Annotated in this window: 3 protein-coding genes; all 3 read left to right on the top strand. The window is 30.0% G+C overall.

Annotated features, from left to right (window positions below):
• The coding region (locus DW793_RS15590; protein ID WP_252969920.1) for a hypothetical protein at positions 1-246 on the top strand (246 nt) is incomplete at its 5' end.
• Complete coding sequence (locus tag DW793_RS14330; RefSeq protein ID WP_117892987.1) at positions 246-635, top strand: hypothetical protein; 390 nt, start codon at positions 246-248, stop codon at positions 633-635. The genes DW793_RS15590 and DW793_RS14330, both read left to right, overlap by 1 nt.
• Before the next feature lie 24 nt (positions 636-659).
• On the top strand, positions 660-956 hold the full coding sequence (locus DW793_RS14325) for a hypothetical protein (RefSeq protein ID WP_147342238.1): 297 nt from the start codon (positions 660-662) through the stop codon (positions 954-956).
• Positions 957-1027: the final 71 nt, after the last annotated feature.

Here is a 1027-nt window from a genome sequence, read left to right as displayed (position 1 = left end):
ACTGTTACTTTTTGTAATAATAAAATGTCTTCAATCGTTTATGATTATTATCCATTTGAGGTTGAAATTAGAGATAACAACTTATATTTTTTTATCATAACAAATCGCAGTGAAAAGAAAATGCTATTTTCGTCATCGCTTAATACCGACTTTGATAAGCTTTGTGACAGTTTGATAAAATGTATAATGACAGATGTAAAAAAGCAGATTCCCAAGAAATTTTTAAAAGCAAAGGGGTTTTTATAATGAATGAAAATCGAGCAGAAATAAAAGCCAAAATAGTGGAAACTGAAATGAAAAAATATTTTGGTAGTTTAGTTTCGAATTTTAATTTGATAGACGCTTTTTACGGCAATGGACATGAAGAATTTAGTTTGGGATTCAAGTATTGTGACTATTTTGATATGCGCTTTAATTATGGTCAAGGTGCTTGCGGATGCTGCATATGTTATGATTGGGGTGATAATAATGAGGCTATACTTATTAAAACCTCAATTGATGGTTGGTGGGAAAAAATTTCAATTCAATGGAAAAAATATTTTCATGAACTTAAAAAAGAACTGGATTTGCGTATTCCCGATGATTATTTAAAAGAATTTTATATAAATCCTAATACCGAAACAAATGTAGTGTGAACTAATGCGAATGCTACGGAACATATGGGGGAGTATGTTGGTCGATTTGGTGAAACAAGTTTTTCAATTGATTTAAGAAGTCAATTGATGTTAGAAAGTTATGTATCTGCTTTAGATCAAGCAATGGGAGAACTTGCAAGCAAACCTTTAGGCAGATATGAAGATCTTAACTTTGGCGGTTGGGTGTTCGGAATTGACACTAAAGAAGGAGTAGTTTTCCATGCATTTTATGAGATAGGTGATCATATGAAAATTAAATATATTTCAGATGATTATGAATTATATCTTATACAACAACGATATAGTTTCAATATGATTTGATTATTGACTGTATAAGTAAAAAGATAATTTCACAATGTATAAAGTTCAGAAAACATGTCGAAGTGATCTTA

The sequence above is a fragment of the Ruminococcus sp. AM31-15AC genome, assembly GCF_003462045.1.
In the GTDB taxonomy this organism is placed as follows: Bacteria; Bacillota; Clostridia; order Oscillospirales; family Ruminococcaceae; genus Hominimerdicola; species Hominimerdicola aceti.
This window is presented reverse-complemented; position numbering and strand designations above follow the sequence as displayed.

Excerpts from the sequence above, each read along its gene's own strand:
- DW793_RS14325 (WP_147342238.1), top strand. The coding sequence starts at position 660 with ATGGGGGAGTATGTTGGTCGATTTGGTGAAACAAGTTTTTCAATTGAT.
- DW793_RS14330 (WP_117892987.1), top strand. The coding sequence starts at position 246 with ATGAATGAAAATCGAGCAGAAATAAAAGCCAAAATAGTGGAAACTGAA.